This is a genomic window from Pantoea sp. B270, from assembly GCF_018726825.1.
In the GTDB taxonomy this organism is placed as follows: domain Bacteria; phylum Pseudomonadota; class Gammaproteobacteria; order Enterobacterales; family Enterobacteriaceae; genus Pantoea; species Pantoea dispersa.
The window spans coordinates 380,240-405,681 of sequence record NZ_JAHCSX010000002.1; the positions used below are offsets into that span (position 1 = coordinate 380,240).

Annotated in this window: 25 protein-coding genes; 14 read left to right on the forward strand and 11 right to left on the reverse strand. The window is 59.7% G+C overall.

Annotated elements, in window-relative coordinates; all coding sequences use genetic code 11:
* Positions 1–20 precede the first annotated feature (20 nt).
* Genes KOL70_RS18190 through KOL70_RS18220 form a run of 7 tightly spaced genes read right to left on the reverse strand, consistent with a single transcriptional unit; the run spans position 21 to position 7,556 of the window.
* On the reverse strand, positions 21–398 hold the full coding sequence (locus tag KOL70_RS18190) for a peptidase dimerization domain-containing protein (RefSeq protein WP_031280000.1): 378 nt from the start codon (positions 396–398) through the stop codon (positions 21–23).
* Positions 399–400: 2 nt separating this feature from the next.
* A complete protein-coding gene (locus tag KOL70_RS18195; RefSeq protein ID WP_215481270.1) occupies positions 401–1,504 on the reverse strand; it encodes an alkylhydroperoxidase domain protein in 1,104 nt (367 codons plus the stop codon).
* Between the two features lie 12 nt (positions 1,505–1,516).
* Complete coding sequence (locus KOL70_RS18200) at positions 1,517–2,521, reverse strand: putative FMN-dependent luciferase-like monooxygenase (RefSeq protein WP_215481271.1); 1,005 nt, start codon at positions 2,519–2,521, stop codon at positions 1,517–1,519.
* Positions 2,518–4,128 carry an ABC transporter ATP-binding protein gene (locus tag KOL70_RS18205; protein ID WP_215481272.1) on the reverse strand — a complete coding sequence of 537 codons (1,611 nt, stop codon included), beginning with the start codon at positions 4,126–4,128 and terminating at the stop codon, positions 2,518–2,520. The genes KOL70_RS18200 and KOL70_RS18205 overlap by 4 nt, the downstream gene beginning before the upstream one ends.
* A complete protein-coding gene (locus KOL70_RS18210) occupies positions 4,125–4,982 on the reverse strand; it encodes an ABC transporter permease (protein WP_150360323.1) in 858 nt (285 codons plus the stop codon). Before KOL70_RS18210 ends, KOL70_RS18205 begins: the two co-directional genes overlap by 4 nt.
* On the reverse strand, positions 4,979–5,923 hold the full coding sequence (locus KOL70_RS18215) for an ABC transporter permease (RefSeq protein WP_199189147.1): 945 nt from the start codon (positions 5,921–5,923) through the stop codon (positions 4,979–4,981). The genes KOL70_RS18210 and KOL70_RS18215 overlap by 4 nt, the downstream gene beginning before the upstream one ends.
* A 10-nt stretch (positions 5,924–5,933) precedes the next feature.
* On the reverse strand, positions 5,934–7,556 hold the full coding sequence (locus KOL70_RS18220) for a TIGR04028 family ABC transporter substrate-binding protein (protein WP_215481273.1): 1,623 nt from the start codon (positions 7,554–7,556) through the stop codon (positions 5,934–5,936).
* Between the two features lie 419 nt (positions 7,557–7,975).
* On the opposite strand from KOL70_RS18220, the gene KOL70_RS18225 reads away from it, so the two are divergent.
* From KOL70_RS18225 to KOL70_RS18260, 8 genes are all read left to right on the forward strand, one after another.
* Positions 7,976–8,971 carry an MsnO8 family LLM class oxidoreductase gene (locus KOL70_RS18225; protein ID WP_215481274.1) on the forward strand — a complete coding sequence of 332 codons (996 nt, stop codon included), beginning with the start codon at positions 7,976–7,978 and terminating at the stop codon, positions 8,969–8,971.
* A 12-nt stretch (positions 8,972–8,983) separates the two neighbouring features.
* On the forward strand, positions 8,984–10,120 hold the full coding sequence (locus KOL70_RS18230; protein ID WP_215481275.1) for an amidohydrolase: 1,137 nt from the start codon (positions 8,984–8,986) through the stop codon (positions 10,118–10,120).
* A gap of 79 nt (positions 10,121–10,199) precedes the next feature.
* Entirely contained in the window at positions 10,200–11,513 is a 1,314-nt protein-coding gene (locus KOL70_RS18235) for an LLM class flavin-dependent oxidoreductase (protein WP_216864123.1), read from the forward strand.
* A gap of 17 nt (positions 11,514–11,530) precedes the next feature.
* Positions 11,531–12,463, forward strand: coding sequence for an ABC transporter substrate-binding protein (locus tag KOL70_RS18240; RefSeq protein ID WP_058759106.1), 933 nt, complete (start codon positions 11,531–11,533; stop codon positions 12,461–12,463).
* Between the two features lie 9 nt (positions 12,464–12,472).
* The gene (locus KOL70_RS18245; protein WP_021509059.1) at positions 12,473–12,985 is read left to right on the forward strand and encodes a GNAT family N-acetyltransferase; all 513 of its coding nucleotides are present in this window, start codon (positions 12,473–12,475) and stop codon (positions 12,983–12,985) included.
* Between the two features lie 11 nt (positions 12,986–12,996).
* Positions 12,997–13,923, forward strand: a complete 927-nt coding sequence (locus KOL70_RS18250; RefSeq protein ID WP_021509060.1) for an amino acid ABC transporter permease — start codon at positions 12,997–12,999, stop codon at positions 13,921–13,923.
* Complete coding sequence (locus tag KOL70_RS18255; RefSeq protein ID WP_021509061.1) at positions 13,907–14,701, forward strand: amino acid ABC transporter ATP-binding protein; 795 nt, start codon at positions 13,907–13,909, stop codon at positions 14,699–14,701. The genes KOL70_RS18250 and KOL70_RS18255 overlap by 17 nt, the downstream gene beginning before the upstream one ends.
* Complete coding sequence (locus KOL70_RS18260; RefSeq protein ID WP_215481276.1) at positions 14,701–15,612, forward strand: ABC transporter substrate-binding protein; 912 nt, start codon at positions 14,701–14,703, stop codon at positions 15,610–15,612. Before KOL70_RS18255 ends, KOL70_RS18260 begins: the two co-directional genes overlap by 1 nt.
* A 117-nt stretch (positions 15,613–15,729) precedes the next feature.
* Here KOL70_RS18260 and KOL70_RS18265 read toward each other — a convergent pair whose 3' ends face one another.
* A complete protein-coding gene (locus tag KOL70_RS18265; protein ID WP_215481277.1) occupies positions 15,730–17,088 on the reverse strand; it encodes a bifunctional diguanylate cyclase/phosphodiesterase in 1,359 nt (452 codons plus the stop codon).
* Between the two features lie 372 nt (positions 17,089–17,460).
* On the opposite strand from KOL70_RS18265, the gene KOL70_RS18270 reads away from it, so the two are divergent.
* From KOL70_RS18270 to KOL70_RS18285, 4 genes are all read left to right on the forward strand, one after another.
* Positions 17,461–18,021, forward strand: coding sequence for a non-canonical purine NTP pyrophosphatase (locus tag KOL70_RS18270; protein ID WP_010618047.1), 561 nt, complete (start codon positions 17,461–17,463; stop codon positions 18,019–18,021).
* Positions 18,018–18,812 (forward strand): SIR2 family protein, encoded by a 795-nt coding sequence (locus KOL70_RS18275; RefSeq protein WP_010618046.1) that lies wholly within the window; start codon positions 18,018–18,020, stop codon positions 18,810–18,812. The genes KOL70_RS18270 and KOL70_RS18275 overlap by 4 nt, the downstream gene beginning before the upstream one ends.
* 76 nt (positions 18,813–18,888) lie before the next feature.
* Positions 18,889–19,218 carry a YebG family protein gene (locus tag KOL70_RS18280; RefSeq protein ID WP_058775925.1) on the forward strand — a complete coding sequence of 110 codons (330 nt, stop codon included), beginning with the start codon at positions 18,889–18,891 and terminating at the stop codon, positions 19,216–19,218.
* A 514-nt stretch (positions 19,219–19,732) separates the two neighbouring features.
* Positions 19,733–21,673 (forward strand): methyl-accepting chemotaxis protein, encoded by a 1,941-nt coding sequence (locus tag KOL70_RS18285; RefSeq protein WP_215481278.1) that lies wholly within the window; start codon positions 19,733–19,735, stop codon positions 21,671–21,673.
* A 72-nt stretch (positions 21,674–21,745) separates the two neighbouring features.
* Here KOL70_RS18285 and cybB read toward each other — a convergent pair whose 3' ends face one another.
* Both cybB and KOL70_RS18295 read right to left on the reverse strand, forming a co-directional pair.
* Positions 21,746–22,285 carry a cytochrome b561 gene (gene cybB / locus KOL70_RS18290; RefSeq protein WP_031280003.1) on the reverse strand — a complete coding sequence of 180 codons (540 nt, stop codon included), beginning with the start codon at positions 22,283–22,285 and terminating at the stop codon, positions 21,746–21,748.
* A gap of 87 nt (positions 22,286–22,372) precedes the next feature.
* Positions 22,373–22,861, reverse strand: a complete 489-nt coding sequence (locus KOL70_RS18295) for a MarR family winged helix-turn-helix transcriptional regulator (protein ID WP_215481279.1) — start codon at positions 22,859–22,861, stop codon at positions 22,373–22,375.
* Between the two features lie 110 nt (positions 22,862–22,971).
* On the opposite strand from KOL70_RS18295, the gene KOL70_RS18300 reads away from it, so the two are divergent.
* Together KOL70_RS18300 and KOL70_RS18305 are read left to right on the forward strand one after the other, a co-directional pair.
* A complete protein-coding gene (locus KOL70_RS18300; protein ID WP_371824669.1) occupies positions 22,972–24,120 on the forward strand; it encodes a CynX/NimT family MFS transporter in 1,149 nt (382 codons plus the stop codon).
* Positions 24,121–24,200: 80 nt separating this feature from the next.
* Complete coding sequence (locus KOL70_RS18305; RefSeq protein WP_215481419.1) at positions 24,201–24,629, forward strand: NUDIX hydrolase; 429 nt, start codon at positions 24,201–24,203, stop codon at positions 24,627–24,629.
* Here the strand turns inward: KOL70_RS18305 and KOL70_RS18310 are convergent.
* Complete coding sequence (locus KOL70_RS18310) at positions 24,626–25,372, reverse strand: SDR family oxidoreductase (protein WP_021509071.1); 747 nt, start codon at positions 25,370–25,372, stop codon at positions 24,626–24,628. The two genes, KOL70_RS18305 and KOL70_RS18310, sit on opposite strands and share 4 nt — an antisense overlap.
* Positions 25,373–25,442: the final 70 nt, after the last annotated feature.

Genomic DNA, 25,442 nt, shown 5'->3' on the forward strand with positions numbered 1-25,442 from the left:
CTGCCTCCTGGTTCGCATCATTACGATGACCGCGGTGTCGCGCTGCGTTCGGCTTCGCGTTGCGGTTGCCAGGCGAGCTGCGCTTCGGCGCCGAACGCCCGGGCAATATGGCTGACCAGCGTCGCGGCCTGCGCCGATGACCGCTGGCGCGCACTGGCATCCTCGCTGTGCAGCACGCCTTCCACGACGACCTCTGGCGGCAGCACGTTCCAGCTGTTGCCGCCCTGAAAGCGGGTGACATCCAGGCCGGCGGCCGCCAGCGCGCTGACGATGTGGCTGCCGGTAACGATACTGTCGATGCCCTCATGCGGACGTGCAGCGTGAGCGCCTTTGCCGTGAATGGTGATATGAAAATGGTCAGTAAACGCTGCCGGTGTGGCAGATAACGTGTGTGTCATGGTCATCCCTGCGGCTGTTCGGGTAAGAAAGGTTCGCCCAGCGTTAGCATCAGGCGGTTGGCCCAGGCAAAAAACGCGGCGGACTGGATCAGGTCCAGCAGCTGCAGCGTATCCAGTCCGTGCTCGCGCAGCGCCTGCAGTTGGGTCTGGCTGCTGGCGACCGGGGTTAGCGATAAGGTGGCGACAAAATCGATAATCGCCGCCCAGCGCGCGGACTGGCCGTGTGCCAGCTCGGCACCCGGCGCGACATTCAGGAGTTTCTGCACCGCAGTCTCATCTTTTGACAGCTGACTGGCTTTGCGGGCATGCACGGACGCGCAGTAAATGCAGCCGTTGACTTTACTCACCACCGTGGCCGCCAGTTCGCGCTCGGCGCGAGGCAAACCGCCCGGCGTATAAAAAATGCCTTTATCCGTCAGCGTGCGTTGTTCCAGCAGCGGCAGATTGCGCGCCAGCAGACGGAAATAGTCGGACTCGCTATGACCGTTTTTTGCCAGTGTCGCCTGTTCTTCCGCTGTAAACTCGCTGAGCGGTTTGGCTGCCAGCCACGGCTCCCAGCCCAGCTCCTGCTGGGTAAATGCGGTGAGCGCAGTCTGACCGCTGGCCGTGAGCGGGGCGCTATGCCATTTGCCGGCCACCGCATGCGGCTGCGCGCGCGATGCTTCACCGCTCAGCAGGCGCAGGCCGGTCAGCAGGCGACTCTGAAAGCTGACAAATCCCACCAGCTGCGCCAGCGTGACGATGCCGCGCGGCGTCCAGCCGGCATGGCGCAGCGTGGTCAGTTGTTGCGGTGTGGCGTCGACCGGATGCAGGCTCAGCAGCTCAGCAAAGGCGCGACCGGCGGCAAAGCGCGCATCTGCCGGGCTTTCGCTGGATTGCTGCTGATAGTGTGCCTGCAATGACGTGACGCCGTGCCAGCCGGCGACCTGCCCGGCGAGCGCGTAGCGCTGCGCCAGCGGGAAATCATCGTCATCCGGGTCAAACAGCACCTCATAGCTGCCCTGGGCGTGTCGGGTCGCGGCCTGACGCACGTTGCGCGCCTCTGCCAGTTGCGCCGCCGGGTCGATATCGGCCAGCGCCGCCAGTAAATCTGTAGCCTGAGACATGGTTTTCTCCTGTTAAGCGGTACCCAGCGCACGCAGCGTGGGGGCAATATGTTCAGCAATTAACGCCACCGAACGCAGCGTATCGGCGTGCGGCGGATCGATAGAGTGCACCTGGAAGGTGATGTCGGTGGCGCGCGTCAGCGTGCTGTCGGCCAGCAGCGAAGCCAGCACCGCGTCCGCATCGCCGATATGCGCATCGAGCTGGCGCGCGTGGCTCTCCAGCGTGCTGCCGGTGATGTCGTGGCCCGCCTTGCGAAACTGCTCTGCCTGGCGCTGCAGACCGGGCGCGGCAAGGCGGCGCGCGTAGTCGTTTGAGTCGGCAACAAACGCGGTGCGTGAAGCCAGGATGCGGGGCGCAACGCCCGACGGCAGCGCCGCGAGATAAGCATCGATCATCGGGTTTTGCAGCTGCTGCAGCGACAGGTCCGGGTGGCCCGCCGGCCGCGGCTGGGTGCGCGATAACATCAGCCCGTGACCGGCCTGGCCGGCACGCGTCGCGCCTGCAACGGAAAAGGTGGCGATCCACACGCGCTGCGCCAGCGTGGGAGCCGGCGGATAGAGATGATTGTCCGGATGGGCCAGCGTGTCGCCGCGCCACGCGCTGAGCAGCGTATGCAACTGGTCGGCAAACACGCCAGCGCGCTGTTCGCTGGTCAGGCCAAACGGCAAGAATGAGGTCGGCGTGCCGCCGGATCCGAGCCCCACCTCCAGTCGTCCGTCGCTCAGCAGGTCCAGCACCGCCGCGTCTTCGGCCACGCGCAGGGCATTTTCCAGCGGCAGGGTGATGATGCCGGTGCCGAGGCGGATATGACGTGTGTGCGCGGCCACGTGAGCAAGAAACACCAGCGGTGAGGGCAGCCCGCCTTCCTTTTCATGAAAGTGGTGCTGCGCGATCCAGGCACTGTCAAGTCCGCAGCGTTCAGCATGCTGAATCTGTTCCGTCGCCAGCCGGTAGCGCTGTTGCGCCGTGGTGTCGTCGAGCAGGCGGGTAAAAAAACCGATGCGTTTGCGCGTCATGCAGACTCCTTAATCAGCGGACGGAAAACCGGAATGGCGTCAATCAACGCGCGGGTGTAGGGATGCTGCGGCGCATTGAACAGTGTGACGGTGTCACCTTGTTCAACCACTTCGCCGGCGCGCAGCACGGTAACGCTGTGTGCCAGTCGTCGTACGGTGGCCAAATCGTGGGTGATAAACAGATAGGTGAGGCCCAGCTCGCGCTGCAACTGTTGCAGCAGCTGCAGAATCTGCGCCTGCACCGTGACGTCCAGTGCTGACGTTGCCTCATCCAGCACCAGGATCGCCGGTTGCGGGATCAACGCCCGTGCGATGGCGACGCGCTGACGCTGGCCGCCGGACAGCTCGCGCGGCTTGCGCGTCAGCAGTTCCAGCGGCAGTGCCACCCGCTGCGCCACTTCGTGCACCCGCTGCTGGCGTGCGGCGGCGCTGAGCGAGCCAAAGTTGCGCAGCGGTTCTTCAATGATGTTAAACAGCGTCTGGCGCGGATCGAGCGAGGCGAACGGATTCTGGTATACAAACTGGATTTTGCGCCGTAGCTGGCGCAGCGCTTCGCCGCGCAGGCTGCTGGCATCAATGCCGTCGATCACCACTTTGCCGCGATCGGCGCGTTCAAAGCCAAGCAGAATGCGCGCCAGCGTGGTTTTGCCGGAGCCGGATTCACCCACCAGCGCGTGCGTCGTGCCGCGTGGCACCGTCAGGCTGACCGCTTTCGCCACCGTCAGCGTCTGCTGCCTGCCAAGCGCAAACTGTTTATCGATGGCGTTGAGCTGAATCGCCGGTGTGGAAAAACGGGCTGCGGACGGATAAGGCAGAGCGGTAGCGTCGGGCACCGCGTCCTGTAATAGCTGGCGGGTATAAGGATGCTGTGGCGCGCTGACCAGCGTCGCTGCGCTTCCCTGTTCCTGGATCTCGCCGTGACGAAACACCAGCAGACGGTCCGCGCGTTCCGCGGCCAGCGCCAGGTCGTGGGTGACAAACAGCACGGCGGTGGCGAACTCACGGCGTAGCTGGTCGAGCAGATCGAGAATGCGCTTTTGCACCGTGACATCCAGCGCACTGGTCGGCTCATCGGCGATGATCAACTGTGGTTGCAGGGCGAGCGCGATGGCAATCAGCACGCGCTGCTTCATCCCGCCAGAGAGCTGATGCGGATATTGATGCAGGCGCTGCTCAGGATGGCTCAGTCCAACTTTTTGCAGCAGCTCCAGCACGCGCTGCTGGCGCGCGGTCCGGCTAAGCTTCTGATGCAGCTGCAGGATCTCGCCAACCTGATCGCCAATGGTCTTCACCGGATTAAGCGAATTACCGGGATCCTGCGGCACCAGGCTGATATGTACGCCGCGCACGCTGTCCATGCGCCGGGATGACCAGCCGGCGATATCGGTGCCGTTCAGCAAAATTTTACCGCTATCGCGCCGGGCATTGTCCGCCAGCAGACCGATAATCGCCTGGGCCGTGGTGGTTTTGCCTGAGCCGGATTCACCGACCAGCGCCACCATTTCGCCCGGCTGCAGGGAAAAGCTCACGTTATGCACCACTTCACGCCACACGCCTCGCTGGCGATAGCTGAGGCTGAGGTTTTCCACGCTCAATAGCGCTGTCATGCGTCACCTCCTGCCAGCTGACGGCTGACGCGATTCGCCGCCAGCACCACGGCGACCACCACCACGCCGGGAAAGGTAGTCAGCCACCACGCGGTAGCCAGATAGTTGCGGCCTTCGGCGATCAGCAAACCCCATTCGGGGGTCGGTGGCGGCGTGCCATAGCCGAGAAAGCTGAGGGTTGAGAGCGCCAGAATGGCCTGACCAAACTGCAGCGCGGCGAAGGCAATCACCGCGGTCAGCGAGTTGGGGACAATGTGGCGCCACAGTACCTGCCAGAAACGGCCGCCACTGCCATAAGCCGCTTCCACATATTCACTGCGGCGTACCCGCACCACTTCGCCGCGCGCCAGCCGGGCAAAACTGGCAATCGAGGCGATGCCCACCGCCAGCGCAGCGTGCACGGTGCCAAAACCCAGCAGGATCAGCAGGCTTAATGACAGCAGCAGCGCCGGGATTGAAAGCAGCACATCAACCAGTCGCATCAGTGCCTGTTCACCGCGGCCGCCCACGGCCCCGGCCAGGACGCCCAGCGCGGTTCCGCCAGTGAGCCCCATCGCCACCGCCGCGACCGCCGCAGAGAGCGACTGCGAGGCACCATAGACGATGCGCGCCAGCAGGTCGCGTCCAAGTTGATCGGTGCCGAGCCAGTGCGCGCTGTGCGGCGCTAAGCGCTGCGCGCCGGCAATACCTTCGGTCGGGCTATAGTGGGTAAACAGCTGCGGTGCCACGGCCGCCACAAACGCCAGCGCCAGCACCGTCCATGCCAGCCACAAGCCGGGCTGCAGGCGACGGGCACGATCGCGCCGCAAGGCCGGCTGTCCCTGACGCGCGGTAGAGTAATCGACCAGACTCATGAATTTCCTCCGGCTACGGTTTGCAGACGTGGGTCGAACAGCGGCATCAGCAGATCGACCAGCAGATTGATCAGTACAAACGCCAGTGCGGAGATCATTACTACCGCCTGTAACACCGCCACATCCTGATTGTTGACCGCCTGCTGGGTCAGCTGGCCGATGCCGCTTAAGCCGAACACGGTTTCGGTAATCAGCGCGCCCGCGATCAGTTCCCCCAGCAGCAAACCGGCCACATTGAGCACCGGCAGCAGCGCGTTGCGCATGATATGGCGCCACAGCACGTGTTGTGCGCTGGCACCTTTGGCGCGGGCCACGGCGACAAACGGCTGAGTAGCAACCTGATCGATGCTGCGCAGCAGAATCTGGGCCAGCGGGGCGGAGATGGGCACGGCGACAGTCAGCACCGGCAGAATCAGTCCCTGCAGGGGCGATGGGTTGATCACCGGAATCCAGCGCAGTTGAAAGGAGAACAGCTGAATCAGCGCGATGCCAAGCCAGAACGTCGGCAGCGAAATAAACAGTGCCGGCAGCGACTGCAATAGCGTACGCAGCAGGCGCAGCGCAGGCAGTCGCGCCAGCGCCGCCAGTGCGAAGGCGACCACGCAGGCAACGGCAAATCCCGCCAGCGCCAGCTGCAGCGTGGCGGGCAGATTGCTGCGCAGCAGATCGCTGACCGGCACACCTGCCTGCACCGAGTAGCCAAAGTCACCGCGCAGCATCGCCAGCAGCGTATGCAGATACTGCTGCCAGATCGGGCTATCGGCACCGTAGGCCTGCCGCATCTCTGCAATTTGCTGCGGGCTGAGACCCAGATCCGGATTCTGGAACTTGATCAGCACCGCATCGCCCGGCAGCACCTGCAGCAGCAGAAACGACAGGGTAAACGCCGCCCATAACACCAGCAGGCTTTGTCCCGCTCTATGCAGCATTGAGTGTCGCATCATCATCCTCTCAATGTTTTTCCAGCCATGCGCCGTAGAACGACGGTCGGCCTACGGCTTCAAAGCTCACGCCCTTCAGCCACGGCGCGCCGGCAAACACCTGCGGCTCTTCAAAGATCGGGATCACATAAGCCTGATCCAGCAGATAACGTTGGGCGTCTCCGGTGAGCGCCAGACGTTTCGCCGGATCGACTTCGGCCGAGATCGCCACCAAAAGCTTGTTGAGTTGGTCGTCACGGAAATGCCGGACTTTGTCGCTGGAGCCGCCTTTTTGCAGCAGCGCATCGCGGTTGGCGGGATAAAACATGCTCTTCACCACGTCCGGGTCGGCGCGGCCCACTTCCGAGACCGTGAGCGGGGTTTTTAGCGGATCGAGGTTGTCCAGCGTGCGGCTGCCGGCGTCACCGGCTTTCACCGTGAGCTGGACGCCAACCTGACGCCACTGCTGGGCCACCAGCTGCAGCACTTCTTTGTTCTGCGGCTGCGGCAGCGATTCATACACGGTCAGGGCCAGCTTTTGCCCCGCTTTGGCGCGGATGCCGTCGCTGCCGGGCTGCCAGCCAGCCTCATCAAGCAGTTGCCTGGCGCGGGCGGGATCATATTTCAGTTTGTCCGCGAGGTTGACATACCCGGCGGCCGGGGCGGCGAGTACCGAGGTGGCCTGCGGATAGTTAGGTGAAAACAGCGTTTGCACCACCTGCTGCGCGTTGGTCGCGTGTAACAGCGCCTGACGTACACGCAGATCGCTGACCAGCGGGTTATCCGGGCGGAAGCTGATGCTGTCGTTGACGCCACGCGTCGGCGCTGCGTAAACCGGGAACGCCTGCTGCTGCGCCTGTTTTTCGTCATACGCCTGCACCTGGCGAATAAAATCGGCCTGGCCGGCCAGCAGCGCGCCGATGCGCACGCTATCTTCCGGTGTGACGATAAATTTGATGCCAGCCAGATTCGCCGGTCCCTGCTGGGTGCTGTTTTTCGGTCCCCACTGGTAATCTTTGCGCGCGGTTAAATCCACTTCCCGCCCAAGCTTTTCATCGCTGACCACAAACGGCCCGGAGCCAATAATATGGCGCGCATCGCCGAGTTGGTCGAAACTGCGCTGCAGCGTGCTGAGCGAAACCAGGCCGGAGCCAATGGTGGCCGTGCCCTGTAAAAATCCAGGTGAGGGCTGTTTGAAATAAAACTTCACCGTCTGGGGATCAATCACTTCGCTGCGTTGGTAATTATTAATCACTTCAGACACCGGCAGGCGCTGGGCTTTATTACCGAGTCCGTAAGTATCAAAGTTTTTCGCTACGGCATTCGCATCCAGCGGCGTGCCATCGGAAAAGGTGACGCCAGGGCGAATTTTAAAAGTGTATTCCGTTTTATCCGCGTTGCTGCTCCAGCTTTCGGCAATCCACGGTTCCACCTGCAGCGTTTTCGGATTTTGCCACGTCAGTTTGTCGGTGATCTGATTAAGAATGCCGCCGTTGGGATAAAAACCCCCGGCCGGCGGATAAAGATTGGTATGTGCCTGCTGTTCCAGATAAATCAGCGTGCCGCCTTTGACCGGCGTCTCCGCCGCGTGGGCGCTAAATATCCCTGTCAGCAGGGCTAAGCTCAGCGCCCGCAAGTGAAAATGCGTCTTCATGATGATTTCCTTTGTTATCAAGTGCCCGGTGGGCTGAAATCATCATCAAATGTGCAACCCGTCAGTTGAACCAATGAATTGCACTAAGCTTTTGCGAAAATAACAAAAGCGGAGAATTAATTGTATGCCGCAATTACCGGGTTGTTTTCCTGGCGCGATAAAAATTGTTTTTTTCTCAACCTGAAAACCTGCGCTGATGTTATTGCTGCTGCAGATCATTACTTCCTCGCGTAATGTTACCCCGACAGAAAGCGAAATCCGCTTTACGAAAAATCAGGCTTTCACCAGCAAGTATTATGACTATTTCTCATTTCCTGATTCGCTTTGCCGATTTAGTTGTTTTACGAAATATAAATCTCCCCGCCACACTAAGCGCCATATTCATCGCAACCCTATTCATCGAAATAAGGAACAGGCGCATGTCATACCGACTGAGTTTGCTCGACAAATCACCGATTGCAGCAGGTGAGAGCGCCACGCAGGCCCTGCATCGCACACTGCAGCTGGCTCAGCGCGCGGAAGCCTGGGGTTATCACCGCTTCTGGCTGGCGGAGCACCACAACAGCGACCAGCTGGCGAGTCCTTCGCCGGAATTGTTGATTGCCTGGATCATTGGCCAGACCCGACATATCCGCGTGGGTTCCGGCGGCGTGATGTTGCAACACTACAGCCCTTATAAAGTGGCGGAAAACTTTAACCTGCTGGCTGCGCTGGCACCTGGACGTATCGACCTGGGCGTGGGGAAAGCGCCCGGCGGACTGCCGCTTTCCACCCGCGCGCTGCAACTGGGGGTGCATCAGCAGGAGAAAGGCAGCTTTGCCGAACAGCTGGCGCTGCTGGATAGCTGGCTCAGTGTGCCGCCGGTGGGGAATGAAGAGATTCTGCGCGCCACGCCGCAGCCGCCGCGTCCGGCCAATCGCTTTCTGCTCGGGGCCAGCGAAGCGAGCGCCCGACTGGCGGCAGAGCTCGGCTGGCAGCTGGTGTTCGCCGCACACCACAACGGCGATCCGCAATTGATGGCACAGGTGCTGAACAGCTATCGCCAGCACAGTCAGGGTCAGCGTGCGCTGGTGGCGGTACAGGTGGTGGTGGCGGATTCGCCGGCAGAAGCCGACCTGCTGGTCGACACACTGCGCATTTATCACGTCAGCGTGACGGGCGGACAGAGCGTTAACGTCGGCAGCATTGAACAGGCTGAGCGCTATGTGCGTCAGGGCGGCTTCAGTGACTACGTGATTGAGCCACGCACGCCGTCGCTGCTGAAAGGGACCGCGGCACAGGTGCACGCGCAGCTTGATGCGCTGCACCAGCGCTACGGCATTGAAGAGTTTGTTATTGATACGCCGGTGGCGGAGGAGCAGGCGCGGGTGAAATCCCTCGAACTGCTGGCGACGCATCGTCTGGTTAGCGCCTGACCGGGAGGTCCTGTGACGATAGTAAGCGAACAGCAGCTGATTGACTGGCGGCGCGAGCTGCACAGCTGGCCGGAACTCTCCGGTCATGAAGTGGAAACCAGCGCGCGGCTGCGCCGCTGGCTGCAGCAGGCTGACGTGCGCCTGCTGGATTATCCGCTGCACACCGGCGTGGTGGCGGAAGTGGGTCAGGGCGCGCCCCTGATCGCCCTGCGTGCCGATATCGATGCATTACCGATCCATGAAGCCACCGGGCTGCCTTTTCGTTCACGGCAAGCCGGCGTCATGCACGCCTGCGGTCACGATGTGCACAGTGCAGTGATACTGGGTGCCACGCTGCAGCTGAAAACACGGGAAGCTCAGCTAGCGGGGCGGGTGCGCATCCTGTTCCAGCCGGCGGAAGAGATTGCCCAGGGCGCGCGGCAGTTCATCGATGCGGGGGTGCTGGATCAGGTACAGGCGATTTTTGGCATGCACAACGAACCGGGTTTGCCCACGGGCACCTTTGCCACGCGCAGCGGTGCGTTTTATGCCAACGCCGATAAATTTGTGGTGCGCGTGCACAGCACCCGCACGGACGTAAACAGCATCCTGGTCGCCAGCCAGATTATTCAGGCGCTGCAATCCCTCACCAGCCGCAGCTTTAATACGCTGGACAGTCTGGTGCTGAGCGTCACGCGGATTGATGCACACAGGCACGACGGTCAGCAGACGGCTGAAGCGGAATTTGGCGGCACGGTGCGCACGCACGATAAACAGGTGCGCGCGCAGCTGGAGCAGCGTGCGCGCGAGGTGGTGGTCAATATCGCCGCCGCCAGCGGTGCCACGGCCACCTTTAGCTGGCATCCGGGGCCGCCGGTACTGGAGAACGACGCCCACTGGGCACAGTTTGCCAGTCAGGTGGCGCAGCAGGTGGGTTATCAGGTGCAACAGGCTGAGCTGCACCTTGGCGGTGAAGATTTCGCTTATTACCTGCAGCAGCTCCCGGGCGCGTTTGTCAGCATTGGCAGCGCCAGTGAATTTGGCCTGCATCACGGTGGCTTCAACCCCGATGAAGCGCTGATCGCCCCGGCAGCACACTACTTTAGTCAGCTGGCGCAACAGGCATTGCAGCAGCTAAACGCGCGATGTCGCGACGCCATCCTTAACTGATTTCCTTCCATTTCTGGCAGCGCTGTACGGCGATAAGGCTATCGCCGGCAGGCTGCGCCATGAGCAAAGAGAGACGATTATGACTGCAAGACAACTGCGCCTCGGCACCATTCTGCACGGCGCATCCGGCAACATGTCCGCCTGGCGTCATCCGGCGGCGCAGGCGGATGCCAGCATCAGTTTTGATTACGCCCGCCGTATCGCCCGTAAAGCCGAGGCTGGCAAACTGGATTTCCTGTTTGTCGCCGATGGCCTGTTCATCAATGAGAAATCGATCCCGCACTTTCTTAACCGCTTCGAACCGCTGACGCTGCTGTCGGCGCTGGCCGGCGTCACCGAGCATCTCGGCCTGGTCGGTACGGTGTCCACCTCCTACAGTGAGCCGTTCACCGTCGCCCGCCAGTTCGCCAGTCTCGATCATCTCAGCGGCGGGCGCGCGGGCTGGAATGTGGTGACATCGCCGCTGGAGGGCTCGGCAAAAAACTTTTCGCGTCAGCAGCATCCCGAGCATGCGCTGCGCTACCGCATCGCCGACGAATATCTGCAGGTGGTGAAAGGGTTGTGGGATTCCTGGGAAGAGGGCGCGTTTGTGCGCAACAAAGCCAGCGGTCAGTTCTATGCGCCTGACAAACTGCACACGCTGAATCATCACGGTGATTTTTTCCAGGTACAGGGGCCGCTGAATATTGAGCGCACGCCGCAGGGCCGGCCGATTATCTTTCAGGCGGGCGCCTCGGAAGATGGCCGCAAGCTGGCGGCGCGTCATGCTGACGCCATCTTCACCCATCAGCCAACGCGCGAAGAAGCGCAGGCGTTCTACCGGGATGTGAAGCAGCAGCTGGTGGCGAACGGGCGTGAACCGGGCGATCTGCACATTTTCCAGGGCGTCAGTGTGATCGTGGGGGAGGATGACGCAGACGTCGAGCGCCAGTACCAGACCACCGCGGCGCTGGTCTCAATTGAGGATGCACTCAACTACCTTGGTCGCTTCTTTGACCATCACGACTTCTCGCAGTATCCGCTCGACCAGCCGTTCCCGGACATTGGCGATATTGGCCAGAATAGCTTCCGTAGCACCACCGAAGAAATCAAACGCAAGGCGCGCGAACACGGCCATACGCTGCGCCAGGCGGCGCTGGAAGCCGCGACGCCGCGTCCGCTGTTTCACGGCACGCCACAGCAGGTGGCGGATGGTCTGCAGCTGTGGTTCGAAACCGAAGCCACTGACGGTTTCATTATTCAGGGCGGCACGCCGGACACCTTCGAGCGTTTTGTTGATCAGGTGATTCCGGTTCTCCAGGCGCGCGGCCTCACGCGTCGCGAATACCCGGGCAGCACGCTGCGCGCCAGCTTTGGTCTGAAACAACCGCTCAACCAGTTCACACCACAATAACGATGAGAAAATACGCTATGCAGAAAAAATCCCTGATTGCGCTGCTGTTACTGGGCCTGAGCAGTGCGGCACTGGCCGAGGACGTGGCCGTCAATGGTCAGCAGGTGAGTCTTGCCGCCAATAAAACGCCCATCAACACGCCAGAGAATCCTGCCGCCGTGGCGCAAATTCCGGCGGGCCATAAATTTGCCGTGCCGGGATCGTTCACCGTGGCGGTGGCGGCACTCAACTCGCCGCCGCTCACGGTATTCAGCGACGACAATAAAACGCTGCTGGGCAGTGAGGTGGATATCGCGCGTCTGGTGGCCGACAGCCTCGGGCTGAAGCTCAACATCGTGCCCACCTCGTGGGAAGACTGGCCGCTGGGCGTGGCATCGGGCAAATATGACGCGGCGATCACCAACGTGACGGTGACCAAAGATCGTAAACAGCGTTTTGATTTTGCCACCTACCGCAAAGATTCGCTGGGCTTCTATGTGAAAACCAGCAGCCCGATTACCTCGCTGAGCAAGGCAGAAGATATCGCCGGCCTGCGCATCATCGTCGGCTCCGGCACCAATCAGGAGGCCATCCTGCTGGCCTGGGATAAAGAGAATCAGGCTAAGGGACTGAAGCCTTTCACACCGGTTTATACCAAAGATGACGCTGCGCAGACGCTGGCGCTACAGGCCGGGCGCGCCGACGCTTACTTCGGCCCTAACGTGATTGGCGCATGGAAAGCGGCGCTGACCAAAAAGACCCGGCTGGTGGGTAGCGTGGACGGCGGCTGGCCGAAGGCGGCGCACATCGCGGTGACGGTGAAGAAAGACAACGGGCTGGTGCAGCCAATTAACACCGCACTCAATGGCGTGATCAAAAACGGTGACTACGACAAGGTGCTGAACCGCTGGGGTGAAGGCGTGGAGCGTCTGGATCGTTCCGAGATCAATCCGCCCGGACTGGGCGATTAAGGAGGCGGCATGAGCCAGCAATTTTTCCGCGAAGTGTCACCGGAAGCGCCGGAGCTGCAGCCGATTCTTGACGGTCTGTTTGGTGAATATGCAGCACGCTACGGCGATTTCTTCAGGAAGCACAATGAAGTTGAGCTGACCGAGTGGTATCTGCCGCCGCGCGGGCTGTTCATCGTGCTGGAGCGCGACGGTGAGATCATCGCCATGGGGGCCTACAAACCGTGGGATGCTACCACCGCCGAACTGAAGCGCATCTGGACGCGGCGTGACCTGCGCCGTCAGGGACTGGCACTGCTGATCCTGCAGGAACTGGAGCGCCGGGCGCTGCGCGCAGGCTATCAGCGCGTGTTTCTCACCACCGGTTTCCGTCAGCCGGAAGCGGTACAGCTGTATATCGGCCACGGCTATCAGCCGCAGTTTGAGCTGCGCGAAGATATGGAGATTTACGGCCAGCCGCCGCACGATGGCCGGCTGCGTTTTCTCAAAGTGATTGATGTGCACAACGTGGCGCAGGCCAGCTAAGGAGAGCCACCATGAGTAAGCAACAACCTTTGACCGTGGTGCCGGCACGCTATCCGGCGCGTACCGTCGGTGCCATCATCGCGCTATTTATCCTTGCGGCGGTGATCGATTCCGTGGCCTTTAATCCGCGCTGGGAGTGGAGCGTGTTTGCCCGCTGGTTTTTTGATCCTGTCATCCTAAATGGCCTGGGACAAACGCTGCTGCTGACGCTGTGCGGTACGCTGCTGAGCCTGATATTCGGCGGCCTGCTGGCCCTGGCGCGGCTCTCGTCATCGTGGCTGCTGAGCACGCTGGCGTTTGGCTATATCTGGCTGTTTCGCTCGCTGCCGCTGATTGTGGTGCTGATCATTCTGTATAACTTCTCGTACCTGTACGACACGCTGTCGTTCGGTATTCCGTTCACCGCTCTGTCGTGGGGGCACTTCCAGACCATCAACGTGCTCGGACAGTTCCCGGCGGCGGTGATTGGCCTGACGCTGGTGCAGAGCGCGTATAGCGCGGAGATTATTCGCGGCGGGTTTCTCGGTGTCGATCACGGTCAGTTTGAAGCCGCTTCGGCGCTGGGATTATCGTCGTCGCGTCGCACGTTTCGCATCATTCTGCCGCAGGCACTGCGCGCGATTATTCCCACCACCTTTAATGAGATCATCAGCCTCGCCAAGGGCACCTCAATGGTGTATGTGCTGGCGATGCCCGAGCTGTTCTACACCATCCAGATGATCTACAACCGCACCCAGCAGGTGATCCCGCTGCTGATGGTCGGAGCCGCCTGGTATCTGATCATCACCACCGTGCTGTCGCTGCTGCAGCACAGCGTCGAGCGCTGGCTGGCACGCAGCGTCACGCGTGAACCGCAACCTTCGCGCTGGCGCCAGTGGCGCAACCGCAGCGTGAACCCTGCCGTCAACGAGGAGCTGTCTCATGTCCGAAGCCATTGATTACCGCTATCTGCATACCACCGGCGCCATCAGTATTACCGGCGTCAGCAAGACGTTTGGCCGGCATAAAGCGCTGGATGAGGTGTCGCTTGAGCTGGCTCCCGGTTCGGTAACGGTGATCCTCGGGCCGTCCGGTTCTGGCAAATCGACGCTGCTGCGCACCATCAATCATCTGGAGCGCGTGGATGAAGGCTTTATTCAGATCGATGGCGATTACATCGGCTATCAGCGGCGCGGCGATAAACTCTATGAGCTGAAAGAGAAGGCGATTTTGCGGCAGCGCATCAACGTCGGCTATGTGTTCCAGAACTTCAATCTGTTTCCGCACCTGACGGTGCTGGAAAATCTGATTGAAGCGCCGATTGCCCATCGTCAGCTGTCGCGCCGGGCAGCGATCGATCGCGCCGGTGAGCTGCTGGATGTGGTCGGCCTGCGGCACAAAGCCGATGCCTGGCCGCGGCATCTCTCTGGCGGTCAGCAGCAGCGCATTGCGATTGCGCGTGCGCTGATGCTCAACCCGCGCGTGATGCTATTTGATGAGCCGACTTCGGCGCTCGACCCGGAACTGGTGGGCGAAGTGCTGGATGTGATTAAAAAACTGGCGCGATCCGGCACCACGCTGGTGATTGTCACGCACGAGATCGGCTTTGCGCGTGAAGTGGCGGATAACGTGGTGTTTATGGTTGACGGTCGCGTGGTTGAGCAGGGCAGCAGCCAGCAGGTGCTGAATCAGCCGCGTCATGAGCGCACCAAACGTTTCCTCGCCCGGGTGCTGTAATGAAGCAAGTGATCATAGTCGCGCTGGCGGGTGCGGTGCTGGCGGTACCCGCGACAGGCGCGCAACAGCTGGACGCCAGTCATAACGAAACGCCGATCACCATGGCGGCCAATCCGCAGGCGATCGCGAAGATCCCCGCCGGGTTTCATTTTGTTCACCCCGGCTATTTAACCGTCGCCACTTCAGCCAGTAATTCACCGCCGATTGGCCTCTGGGCGTCCGATAATAAAACGCTGATCGGCAGCGACCCGGACATTGCGCGCCTGCTGGCCGACAGCCTCGGACTGAAACTCAGGCTGGTGCCGGCGGCGTGGGAGGACTGGCCGCTGGGCATCACGGCAGGGCGCTATGATGTGGCGATGTTTAATATCGCGGTGACCGAGGAGCGCAAGCAGAAGTTTGATTTCGCCACCTATCGCGCGGATAACCACGCCTTCGCGGTGAAAGCGGACAGTAAAATCAGCGCGATTCGTCGCCGGGAAGACGTGGCCGGCAAACGGATTATCGTGGGCTCCGGCACCAATCAGGAGCGAATCTTGCTGAGCTGGGATGCGAAGAATCGGGCGCAGGGCCTGGCCCCGGTGCAGCCGATTTATCTCAACGATGATGCCTCCGCCACGCTGGCGCTGCTCTCTGGCCGGGCCGATGCGTCATTCGGCCCGCAGGCCATGGCGGCGTGGAAAGTGGCTTCGCGCGGGCAAACCAAAATTGTCGGGCACGGACCGTTTCGCGCCTGGGTGGCGGTCACTACGAAGAAGGGCAATGGCCTGGACGTCGCGCTGCAGCAGGCGATCAACGGCGCTATTGCTGGCGGCCAGTACCACCAGGTGCTGGCAAGATGGGGTGAAGAGGGCGAGGCAGTGGAGATTTCGCAGGTTAATCCGCCCGGGATTGTTTATCAGGAGAATTAGGGCGGGGTGGTCAGGCGCACGGTGTGGTCACCATAAATGGCGACCCTACAGCTCGCACGGGCTTTCGTAGGGTGCGCATTGATGCGCACCGGCTTAAAAAATGAAGGCTCGCCCGGTTTACCCTGCTTTTTTTATCCACTGCAATGCTTCGGCGGCGGGCAGCGGGCGGGCAAAATGGTAACCCTGGAATAAATGGCAGCCCTTATTGCGCAGGTGCTCGAAATACTCCTCGCTCTCAATGCCTTCCGCCAGCACGTTCAGCCCCATCGCGCGCGACAGCTCAATGGTCTTTTGCACCACAATCGCCGCCGATTCGTTTTCAAAAATGTGCATGATCAGGGATTTATCAATCTTAATATCATCAATAGCGAAATCACTCAGCGACTTAAGCGAAGAGTAGCCGACGCCGAAATCGTCGATCGCCCATTTGATCCCTAACTGGCTGAAGTGGTTGATGACATCCCCAATGCGCTGCTGATCGTAAATAAAGGTGGTCTCGGTAATTTCAAACTTTAGCCGCTCGGGACGGATTTTGTAATGCGACAGCGTCAGCAGCGTGTCATGGGTGAAGTCGCGGTGCATCAACTGCAGCGGGCTGATATTGATGGAAAACACCAGCGGAGGCAGCTGCAGCACGCGATCCCACTCGACGATTTGCTGCAGCATGCGCTCCAGCACCCACTTGCCAATATCAATAATAAGCCCGCTTTTTTCGGCTACCGGAATAAACACCTCCGGCGAGATAAAGCCTTTCTCCGGATGCTTCCAGCGCAGCAGCGCTTCAAAACCGATGAGATTTTTGTCGCCATCGACCTGCGGCTGATAATAGAGCTCCAGCTGCTGGCGCTCGATGGCGGACGCGAGTTCGCGCTTGATAAGATCGGTGGCGGAATAATTGCCGCCATAGGTAAACACGGTCGACAGCAGTGCCGTCACCGGCACTGCACAATTGAAAACGGTAAAAACGGCTTCCTGCGGAATATTGAGATGAAAACGATTATTTTCCCAGATCAGACCGGTGGTGACAAAAAACAGATAACACAGCAGGCACAGCAGCGGAAATATTTTACTCAGATAAAAGGATTGCTGGCGCAACACCAGTGCCGAACCGACGATCAAGGCCACCAGATAGTTATATTCTGAACGCTTGCCGGCAGCGTGGTGATTATCCACCAGCAACAGCACGATGATGGTAAATAATAACGCATGGGTAATGACCGCCAGATGCCGCTCCAGCCGGTCGCTGAAGGCGCCGATGATGATGTAGCCCCCCAGCGCTATACTGGCGATATACAGACAGCCAATGTCATGATGACCGCGACTGAAATTCAGTGTTGCCATAAAGATACCAGCCACGATACTGGCGACGCCGGCAATCAGCAGCGTCAGGCGGAGCTTTTTTTCCGGGCTATCACCCTGCAGAATGAAGGGCAGATTACGGATGCGCGACCAGGCTGAACTCAACAAAGGGTTCATAAACGGTTCCGGGTTTTATTGTCATGACGCGTGAAGGTGTAAACGCCACATAATATATTTAAGCGAGACGACTGTCATAATTGTTTTCAGATTATTTGCGCGTTAAGCGCGGATTTTTATATTTGACATAAGCGGCGTCAAATAGCGCTATTAACGCATTCAGGCGCAATATTTAACGCCGCCAGCGATAAGCGATGCGCTATCCCGGCGAAGGCGCGCGCAGCACGACCCGATTGTTCCTCGCCAGTGACGTCGCCGCAGAGTAGAATGACCACGCGGCGCGGCGACAGCGTGCCGGACAATAACAGCCGGAACCGCAGCCGGATACGCGTCACCAGGTTGGACTAACCCACTTTCAACATACTGATTGCAATGAAAATTCGTTTCTTATCTGCTAATGAACTCAAGCTGGCCGAGGTGCGTACCATCCTTGAGCCGGTGGGTGTCGAAGTGGTGCCCATTGCGCGCCGTATTGAAGAGATTCAGACCGAAAATGAGGTTGAGCTGGTTCGTGACAAACTGACTAAAGCCTTTTCAATCATTGGCCGCCCGCTGTTTGTCGAGCATACCGGTCTGTATCTGGATGGGCTCAATGGCCTGCCCGCCGGTCTGACGCGCATTTTCTGGAGCCGGCTGAACGCGGAACGCTTTACCAAACTGGTGAACGGGCTGGACAGCCCGGGCGTGACCGCCAAAACCGTCCTCGGCTACTGTGACGGGCGCAAAATGTACCAGTTTGAAGGCCAGCTGCGCGGCACCATTGCCCGGGAGCCGGCGGGGCCACGCGAATTTCAGTGGGACTGCGTGTTTATCCCGGAAGGGCACACCCAGACATTCGCTGAAATGGGCGAACTGAAAAACGAAATCTCGATGCGCCGCCTGGCGCTGGATCGCTTTGCCACCTTTCTGAAAACTTCGCGGGGACTGGCATGAAACCGGAACTCAAACGTGCTTACGATGCCGGCAAACTGATTCTGTTCGCCGGTGCGGGCATCTCACGCAATCTCGGACTGCCGGAGTGGCACGAGCTGATTGCACATCTGGCTAATGAGCTGGGCTACGATCCGAAGATCTTCAATACCTACGGCACCCATTTGTCGCTGGCGGAATATTACAAACAGCGCAAAGGCTCGCTCGGCCCGCTGCGCAGCTGGATGGATCGCGAGTGGCACCGTCCGGATATCGACGTGCGCAGCTCTGAAATCCACACCATGATCACCCAGGGCAATTTCTCGCGCATCTATACCACCAATTACGACCGCTGGCTGGAGATGGCGCATGAAGCGCACAACGTGCCGTACAGCAAAGTCGCTAACGCCGCCGATCTGGTGTCGCTGACCGAGGATAAGCGCCATATTATTAAACTTCATGGCGATTTTGACGATGATACCTCCATTGTGCTGGATGAGAGCAGCTACTTTGAGCGGCTCTATTTTGACTCGCCGCTGGATATCAAACTGACCCATGACGTTATGGGTAACTCCGTGCTGTTTGTTGGCTACAGCATCAGCGATTTCAATATCCGCCTGCTGTTTTATCGCCTGACCAAGATGTGGGGCCGCACCGGGCTGGCGACCGCACGACCCAAATCCTACCTGTTCACCAACCGCAATAATCCGGTGGCGAAAGAGGTACTGGGGCAGTGGGGCATTGAGATGATCGTGTCTGAAGAGGACGATCCGCGCAAAGCGCTGGCAACATTCCTCGAAGAGCTGCTGGCTTAAACGGCAAGCAGAAAACCGTTGGCTAAAAAAGCTGAATGAATTATACTGTATATAAACACAGTAAATGAGGTGCATCATGGCAGTCGAAACCAAATATGTTGTGGTCAGAAAGGGTGAAGAGAAGATGACGTTTGCCAATAAAAAAGACGCAGATGCATGGGACAAAATGCTCGATATGGCCGACGCGTTCACCGACTGGCTGCAGCAACATCAGCCAGCGATGGATGAGGCCCAGGCCGAAGCGCTGGGTATGCTGCTGGCCGAACAGAAAGACGCGGTGCAACACATTCTGCGCACCAGCAAACTGCCGGACGCGGTGAAAGACAGCGGCGAAACTGCTGCTGACGACAGCGATACCGCTGCGCCGGAAAAAGAGAAGAAGGTGCGAGCGGTCAAAGCCGCCTGAGGAACCGCGCGTCGCTTTGTACTGCTGCTGAATCCGGGCCAGCCTCTGTGCTGGCCTGGGAACCGTGCTAAGGATCAGTGCAAAGGATCAGTGCAAAGGATCAGTGCAAAGGATCAGTGCAAAGGATCAGTGCGTGAAAAGAGAGAAGGTGCCTGAGTAGTAACTGACCATCCACGCCACATACACCAGCCAGACCACCATTAACCCTGCCAGACTCAATTTACCTGCCATGTTGCATTCCTCTTGTTATGCGGCGCGTTGCGCCCGTACGCAATAACCTGACAGCACAACGAAGTGGCGATCTTGCGCCAGATCAAATTCCCTCTTTTTTACTGCATCGTCTCAGCGTTTTTAATGGCGACCCGACGCCACAACAGCGGTTGTTGGTTTTCTGATCGGACCTGCCAGGCCATCAAGTTCCCGGATTGTGCGCCGATAGAGTGATTACAGGGATGCAGGTGCACAGGGCGTGATTCTTTTTCAGTAATAAAGTGTCAACACCAGGAGCGCCGACATGGCCACAACCATATCTAATAAGAAAAAAATGAGCACCCGCACACAAATGCTGCTGACGGGCGCCTTAACCATCACCCTCGGCTTCGCCGTGACTATCGGCGTGCTGAGCTGGCAGTCCAGCAATGAGCAAAAATCGCTGGCGGAAAGTTACTTACAGCAGATTGCGCAGAGTCAGGCGCTGCAAATCCAGCAGGAGCTGAGTTACGCACGCGATGTCGCACACAACCTCGGCCACAGTCTGATTGCCCTGCCGGCTGCCGGCGTGCAGGACCGCAAAGTGGCCGATAAGCTGCTGGTCTCTGCACTGCGTGATAATCCGGACTATCTCTCTATTTCGGTCATCTTCGAAGAAAACGCATTTGACGGACGCGATGCTGAGTTTGCCTCTCAGGCTGGCGCGGCACCTAAAGGACGTTACGCCTATTTCGTCGATCGCGACCAGGGTGGCAATTTTGCCCTGCATCCGCTGACCTCAATCTTTACGCCAGGCCAGGGCGATTACTATTTGCTGCCGCAGAAAAGCCAGAAAGATACGCTGATCGAACCTTATAGCTATGCCTATAACGGTGTGCCAACGCTGCTGACCTCGGTGGCCGCGCCAATTATCAGCCAGGGCAAACTGTGGGGCGTGGTGACGTCCGATATCTCACTGGCGTCACTGCAGGAAAAAGTGAACAGCATCAAACCGTGGGAAGGCAGCGGTTACGCCATGCTGCTCTCGAGCGCGGGCAATGTGGTGTCTTATCCGGACAAAAGCCAGACCAGCAAAGCCTGGAAGGGCGACACACATAATTTCAGCAGCACGGTCACCGAACAGCATGACGCTATTCTGGGCGAGGATGCGCTGGTGGCCTGGCGGCCGGTGGTGATCGGTAACAGCGATCAGAAATGGTATCTCGGCGTGGTGGCCCCGGTGAGCAAGGTGATGGAAGCGGCGCACCGTCAGCTGATTAACGCGGTGATTTTAATGGTGATCAGCATCCTGGTGGTGTGCGCACTGCTTGGGCTGGTATTCAGTCGCAAAGTGCTGAAGCCGATTGGCGGTGAGCCACTGACCGCAGCCACCATTGCGCTGGCGGTGGCCGATGGCAAACTGGATAACGCCATCCCGCTGAAAGCGCGCGACAATAGCAGTCTGTTCTTCGCCTTGCACACCATGCAAAACCAGCTGCGCGAGATTGTCGGGCAGATTCAGGATGCCAGCGCGTCGGTGCGCCAGGGCGCGGGTGAAATCGCCAGCGGCAACCTCAACCTCGCGTCACGTACCGAAGAGCAGGCGGCCGCGCTGGAACAAACTGCCGCCAGCATGGAGCAGATTACCGCGACGGTGAAACACAACGCTGCTAACGCGCATCAGGCGACGACGCTGACCGATAACGCCACGCACATCGCCAGCCGCGGTGAGTCACTGGTGGGCCAGGTGGTGCAGACCATGGCGCAAATCGACGACAGCGCGAAGAAAATCGGCGACATCACCGCCATTATCAACAGCATCGCCTTCCAGACCAACATTCTGGCGCTCAACGCCGCGGTTGAAGCGGCACGCGCCGGGGAACAGGGACGCGGTTTTGCCGTGGTGGCATCGGAAGTGCGTAATCTGGCACAGCGCAGCGCCAATGCGGTGAAGGATATCGCTGCGCTGATTGAAGAGTCCGGCCAGCGCGTCGGCAGCGGTGTGCAGCTGGTGCAGGATGCCGGTAAAACCATGCAGGAGATGACGCAGGCGGTAAACTCGGTGCGCACCATTATCGGCGAGATTGTTACCGCGTCAGACGAGCAGGCGCGCGGCATCAGCCAGGTAACGATCGCGGTGAACGAGATGGATGGCACCACCCAGCAGAACGCCGCGCTGGTCCAGCAGATGTCAGCCGCCGCCAGTTCGCTGGAAGACCAGGCGGCACAGCTGGCGCATACCGTGGGACGTTTTCACCTCAGTTGAGGTCGGTGACCGATCGCCGGCACGCTGCGTAAATCAGGACGGTCGCCACATCAGGCGACCGTCTTATTCCTTTCATCCGTTTCGCCGTGACGGCATCATGCGCAGCAACGTATTGTCTTTAATCAGATAATGATGCACCAGCGCAGCCGCCGCGTGCAGACCAATCAGCCAGTAGCCGTAGGGCGCGAGGGTTTCGTGCCAGTCGCTCAGCATATCGGCAAAGTCGGGATCCGGGCTGGCGCTGACCGGCATCGGAATCGCGAAAATCCACCAGTTACGGCCCATGTAAAAGCGCGAAAGGATGCCGAGAATCGGCAGCACGATAAAGAACAGATAAATCGCCAGATGCATCAGATGCGCCAGTCCGGTTTGCCAGTGTGGCGGCTGGGGTTCGATTTTCGGGCTGCGATGGCGAAAACGCAGCACAATGCGTGACAGCATCAGCAACAGTACACAACTGCCGGCGCTGAAATGTCCGACGATCATGGTGTAGCCTTGCCAGGATCCGCGCGTGAATAAGCCGCGAAACTCCATGGTGCAGTAAGCGGTGGCCACCAGTACCAGCGTCAGCCAGTGAATAAAGATTTGCGCAGGGGCATATTTGTTACGCATAGCCAGTCCGAAAATAAGCGGTGTGGGATGCTTAACATAGCGAAAAACGCGCTGAATTAATTCATTTTTTGCCACATCCCGTTCGGCTTACTGTTCGGCTGCCTGCAACAGCTGACGCAGCAGGGCGGCAAGCTGCTGCTGCTGCCGATCGTCCAGCGTGGCCAGCAGCGCGTTCTGCGTTTGCGTATGCACCTGCAGCGCCTGCTCAATCTTCGCCAGCCCGGCCGGCGTCAGCATCACCAGCGTGCTGCGCTTATCATCGGCATCGGCAACACGCGCAATCAATCCCTCTTCTTCCAGCCGGTTAAGCCGGTTGGTCATGGCACCGGAGGTGACCAGCAGCGATTTGTAGAGCTGCGTGGGCGACAGGCGGTAAGGTGCGCCGGCACGCCGCAGCGTCGCCAGCACATCAAATTCGCCGTCGCGAAAACCAAAGGGCGCCAGCGCCTCAGCGCGCTGTTTCGCCAGAAGCTTCATCAGGCGCAGCATGCGGCCAAAAATCGCCATGGAAGAGGCGTCCAGCTCCGGCATGGCGCTGGCCCATTGCGCAACGACAAAATCTACGTGGTCAGTCATGTTAATTCTCATCAGTTCACGGCGGGCAATGTGTCGCTTTGTGCGCACCCGCTATCGTTCTTTCGCAAAGTATCTTAACGTTAAGATACTTTGACGTATGGAGACAGAATGTGAATCGTACCTTACCTGCTATTAGCATGTTTGCTTTACTGGTTTTTGTGGTGGCGCTGAATTTGCGTCCGGTGATGGCGGCCATCGGACCGCTGTTCCTGCAACTGCAGCACGATGCAGGGCTCAGTGCCACGCAGCTGAGCCTGCTGACGACGCTGCCGGTCATTATGATGGGGCTGGCGGCGCTGGCCGGGCCGCTGCTGCTGCGCAGGCTGGGTGAAGCGCGCGGCATTACCGCTGGCCTGATAGTGCTGGTGCTCGCGGGTGGCGCGCGTGGCGTTGATCACAGTGCCACCATGCTAACCGCCAGCGCGCTGCTGGCCGGCTGCGGCATCGGGCTGATTCAGGCGCTGATGCCCGCGCTCATCAAGCGCCACTTCGCATCGCGTGCCGGTACGTTAATGGCACTGTTCACCACCGGTATTATGGCCGGAGCTGCAGTGGCCGCAGCCAGCGCCGCACCGCTCGCCAGCCATGCCGGACTGACGATCGCCCTGATGCTGCCGTCGCTACCGGCGCTGATCGCATTGATTCTGTGGCTGCGCCTGCAGCCTGTGACCACAAGAGTAAACACGCCACCGGCTGGCGGCGTACACCGCACGCCGCGTGCCTGGCTGTTGATGCTGTTTTTTGGCATCGGCACCGGTGCTTACACGCTGGTGCTGGCGTGGCTACCGCCATTTTACATGCAACACGGCTGGCTGCCGGCGCAGAGCGGCTACGTGCTGGGCGCATTAACCCTGACCGAAGTCGCCGCCGGATTTATGCTCTCCGCACTGATTCATCGCTGCCGCGATCGCCGCTGGCCGCTGCTGCTGGTGCTGGCTTCCATCCTGCTGGGGCTGATCGCACTGCTGTGGCTGGGCGGCGAACGCGCCTGGTTACCGACGCTGCTGCTGGGATTGGGGATTGGTGCGCTGTTTCCGCTATCGCTGATTGTCACGCTTGATCATGCCCATACGCCGGAAGAAGCCACTGCGCTGCTGTCGTTCGTGCAGGGCGGCGGCTATATACTGGCCGCGCTGATGCCGCTGATGGCCGGCATTGTGCGCGATCGCGCGGCATCACTCGACAGTGCGTGGCAGATCATGGCGGCGGGCGTGTTGCTACTGATGCTGATGGCGCTGCGACTCAAACCCCAGCGATAACGGCAGGAAACCATTGTCAGACGGAATACGCTGTTTTATAAACCGTGCAGAGTGAGAGGATCGATAAATCAGGAGCAATGATGTCCCCCCAGGTCGGTGTTGGCGTATTAATTTTCCGCGATGGCAAGCTGTTGCTCGGCCAGCGTAAAGGCAGCCACGGTGCCGGTGACTGGTCGGCGCCGGGCGGCCATCTGGAGTTTGGTGAATCACCGGAAGCCTGTGCACGGCGGGAAGTGCTGGAGGAGACCGGTCTACAGCTGCACAGCGTACACAACGGCGCCTTCGTCAGCGATGTGTTTCCGGCGGTCAACCGGCACTATATTACGCTGCTGATGGTGGCGTCGGACGCCAGCGGCGAGCCGCAGCTGCGGGAACCGGATAAGTGCGCAGGCTGGCACTGGTTCGCGCCTGAGGCGCTGCCTGAACCGTTGTTTGCCCCGTTGCAAAGCTGGCTGACGCGCGACGGTCTGGCGGCACTGCAGGCGCTGGCCCAGCGTAAAGATCGCTAACCGTATTGCTTCATCGAGGCTTCGGCATCTTCTCCGGCCGGGATGCGCATCGGTGCGGCGGGATCGGTCGCGGCACGCCACACGGCAGCGGCAACGTCCTGTGCTTTAGTGGTTGGCTGGGGCTGCTGCATGCCGGCGATGATGCCATCAAACATCGGCTGGTAAGGCTCAAGCAAGGTGTTTTCCATGCGCGGCCGGGCGTTTTTGCCGAAGTCGGTGGTGGGTGCCAGCCCGGGTAATACCAGTCTCACCTGAACATTAAAGGGCTGCAGTTCCAGCGCCAGCGACTCGGTAAAGGCGTTGACTGCCGCTTTGCTGCCGGTATAAACCGCCAGCAGCGGCAGGGATTTCAGCGTTACCGTCGAGGTCACATTGATCACCATGCCGCTGTTTTTCGCACGGAACTGCGGGATGACCGCCTGCGTCATGGCGATGGTGCCCAGCGTGTTTGTTTCGAACACTTCCCGCACCGAGGACATCGGCGCGCCTTCCAGCGAAGTTAATAAACCGATGCCGGCATTGTTGACCAGCACATCAATCTCTCCTGCTTCAGCCAGCGTTTGCCTGATGCTGGCGGCATCGGTGACATCCAGTGGCAGCAGGCGCAGATGGGCGGATTCAGGAAACAGTTCGGCGCGCGGGGTGCGCATGGTGGCGATGACTTTCCAGCCGCGCTCCAGAAACCAGAGCGCGGTAGCATGACCAAAACCAGAAGAGCAGCCGGTGATTAAAATGGTTTTCATGGTTCACTCCTGCATTGCGTTGGGTAAGAGCTCACTATAGAGTACCACTACCGGACTCACTACAACGTAC